The 2,987-nt window shown below is 37.4% G+C and carries 4 protein-coding genes and 1 pseudogene; all 5 read left to right on the forward strand.

Annotation, left to right across the window (positions count from 1 at the left end; all coding sequences use genetic code 11):
- Positions 1-207 (forward strand): annotated as a pseudogene (locus RYP29_RS08745) (cell division protein FtsQ); the annotation flags it as partial.
- Positions 208-236: 29 nt separating this feature from the next.
- Positions 237-917: a DUF881 domain-containing protein gene (locus RYP29_RS08750; RefSeq protein ID WP_311533169.1), complete on the forward strand. Its 681-nt coding sequence runs from the start codon at positions 237-239 to the stop codon at positions 915-917.
- Positions 914-1,258 carry a small basic family protein gene (locus tag RYP29_RS08755; protein WP_311533171.1) on the forward strand — a complete coding sequence of 115 codons (345 nt, stop codon included), beginning with the start codon at positions 914-916 and terminating at the stop codon, positions 1,256-1,258. Before RYP29_RS08750 ends, RYP29_RS08755 begins: the two co-directional genes overlap by 4 nt.
- 146 nt (positions 1,259-1,404) lie before the next feature.
- Positions 1,405-2,448 carry a cell division protein FtsZ gene (ftsZ, locus tag RYP29_RS08760; protein ID WP_016475699.1) on the forward strand — a complete coding sequence of 348 codons (1,044 nt, stop codon included), beginning with the start codon at positions 1,405-1,407 and terminating at the stop codon, positions 2,446-2,448.
- Positions 2,449-2,529: 81 nt separating this feature from the next.
- A partial coding sequence (locus RYP29_RS08765; RefSeq protein ID WP_311533174.1) for a porin family protein occupies positions 2,530-2,987 on the forward strand: 458 nt, incomplete at its 3' end.

Here is a 2,987-nt window from a genome sequence, read left to right on the forward strand (position 1 = left end):
GATTTAACAGCGTCTATGCTAAAAGATTTACCTAAGAGTCAAGGTAATGTTCAATACATAGATGTTAACCCGTCATCTCCTTTCATTAAGACCGATAAGGTAACGGTGCAACCAAAATCTAATAAATCTAAGTCAGACACTAGCCAATCTGAGAAAAAAGATACATCAAAACAAAGTGCTAATGTATCAAAATCAAAACAAGATTAGTTATAAGCACAAAAAGGGTGGATGATGTTGTGAAACATGAACGATGGGCTATAGGTCTTGTCAGCTTTGTATTGGGATTCATGGTTATTACTCAATACAAAATGACACAGGATAATATTCAAGAAAATATACGGCTACAACGAACTGGTGATTTAGTGGCTCAATTAAAGGATGCAGAACATGAAAAGGATGCCTTGCTAAAGCAAATTGAGCAATTAAAAGCCAGTGGTTCCGGATCTAGTGCAGATGAAATATTACTTCGTAAAGCTGCATTGACTAATGTCAAAGGTCCTGGGGTAACCGTTTTGATAGAAGATAGCGCTAAACCAATTCAAGGGGGAGAAAATCCTAACTTATATGTAATTCACGATGAAGATATTCTACGTATCGTCAATGAATTACGGGCTGGTGGTGCTGAAGCGTTGGCGATAAATGATCAACGTTTGATTGGTACATCTGAAATCCGTTGTTCAGGGCCTACAATTACTGTAAATGGTAAGGTGTATGGGGCGCCATTTACAGTTAAGGCTATAGGTGATCCTAAAACATTGAATTCAGCTCTTACTATGCGTGGAGGTATTGTAGATTCTCTAAAACATTGGGGGATTAAGGTGACCATAAAAGAAGAACCATCCATTGCTATTCCGGCATTTACAGGTTCTTATAGAGAAGAGCATTTACAATCTAATGAGTTAGGAGGTAAAGAATGAATATTTATATCTTTGCTATCATTGGACTCATAGTAGGTGTTGTTGTAGGATGGTTTACACCATTACATATTCCAGCAAGCTATGCTAATTATACTTCTGTGGCTGTACTAGCTGCATTAGATGCGGTATTCGGTGGCAGTCGTGCCGCATTAGAGCGGGTATTTGATTTAAGTAATTTTATCATTGGATTTTTCTCCAATGTAATACTGGCTGTCGTTTTAGTATATATTGGCGATTTAATTGGGATTAATTTATATTATGTAGCTCTGATTGGATTTGGTTTACGGGTATTTATTAATTTAGCTGCCATTCGTAAGAATATTATGACTAAACGTTTCTAATTATCAAGATTCGATTATAGTTGTAGTGGAAAGTTTTTAAATTTTAGTGTAAAATAAATGTAATTGTTATAATTAACTCAGTATATAAATAGACGCATTCGCATTTATATTGACAAAAATAGATAACGATAAGAGGAGGAAGTTCAATGTCTGATTTTGCAAATATTAAAGTTATCGGTGTCGGTGGTGGCGGTAATAACGCTGTTAACCGCATGGTTGAAAGTGAACTAAAAGGGGTTCAATTCTTATCCGTTAACACTGAAAGCCAAGTACTTGAATTGTCCAAGGCTGATGTAACTATTCAAATCGGTGAAAAAGTTACTAAAGGTCTTGGTGCTGGTGCTAACCCACAAATCGGTGAAGCAGCTGCTCAAGAAAGTCGCGAAGATATCATCAAAGCTCTTGAAGGTGCTGATATGGTATTCGTAACTGCTGGTATGGGTGGTGGTACTGGTACTGGTGCTGCTCCTGTAGTTGCTGAATGCGCTAAAGAAGTAGGCGCATTGACTGTAGGCGTTGTAACAAAACCTTTTGCATTTGAAGGTAAACGTCGTCGTGCTGCAGCAGAAAAAGGCATTGAATTCTTGACTCAAAAAGTTGATACAATTATCGTTATTCCTAATGACAAATTGTTACAAGTTGTAGATAAAAAATGTTCCTTGTCTGATGCATTTGGTAAAGCTGATGATGTTCTTCGCCAAGGTATCAAAGGCATTTCCGATTTGATCCAAATCCCTGGTTTAATCAACCTTGACTTTGCAGACGTTAAAACCATCATGACTGAACAAGGCGAAGCTTTGATGGGTATTGGTATAGCTACTGGTGAAAATCGCGCTGCAGACGCTGCTAAGATGGCTATCAACAGCCCATTGTTGGAAACTTCCATCGATGGTGCTAAAGGCATCTTACTTAACATTTCCGGTAGTGCAAACTTGAGCTTGTTCGAAATTAACGAAGCAGCTGAAATTATTTCTGATGCAGCAGATCCTGATGCAAATATTATCTTCGGTTCTGTTATTGATGAAAGCTTGGGCGATAGTGTTCAAGTTACAGTTGTTGCAACTGGTTTTAACTCCAGTACTAAGAATGTTCCAGAATTCGGTAAAACAACAACTGCTGCACGTCCAGCAACAAACACATCTGCTCCTACAAGTGGTATCCCTGATATCCCTGTATTCATGAAACGCTAATATTTAATATATATACTTATACAATATTAGAATAAAAGTAACTTATTAAGACACATATCTATGTGTGTATAGGAGGTACAAATGAAAAAATTAGTATTATTATCTTTAGCTGCAACAGTGATTACTGGTAGTGCATTCGCTGCATCCGTGCCTGTAACTAAAATCAGTGATAATTCCACAAAAATTCAAGCTGACTATGCGTTCAATCAACGCGTATCTAATAGCGGTGGCACTAACAATGATGGCTTTGGCGTATCTTTAGAACATGATTTAAGCAATAAATCTGCTCTTCAATACTCTTACAACAAAGTAAATGCAAAAAATGGCGATATTAAAGATCACCAATTGGCATATGTTTACAAAGTACATCCTAATGTAAACCTTTATGGTGCTGGTACTGCTATCCGCACTCATGATACAGATTTAGGCGTTCAAGCTGGTGTTATTGGTCATGTGCCTTTGACTGACAAAGTTAATGGCTTTGCTAAAGCTGGTTGGGGCAACGATATTAAACAATCCTATCAAGTAGGTGCTCAATA

It is taken from the genome of uncultured Veillonella sp. (assembly GCF_963534045.1).
Taxonomy (GTDB): Bacteria; Bacillota; Negativicutes; order Veillonellales; family Veillonellaceae; genus Veillonella.

Excerpts from the sequence above, each read along its gene's own strand:
- RYP29_RS08755 (WP_311533171.1), top strand. The coding sequence starts at position 914 with ATGAATATTTATATCTTTGCTATCATTGGACTCATAGTAGGTGTTGTT.
- ftsZ (WP_016475699.1), top strand. The coding sequence starts at position 1,405 with ATGTCTGATTTTGCAAATATTAAAGTTATCGGTGTCGGTGGTGGCGGT.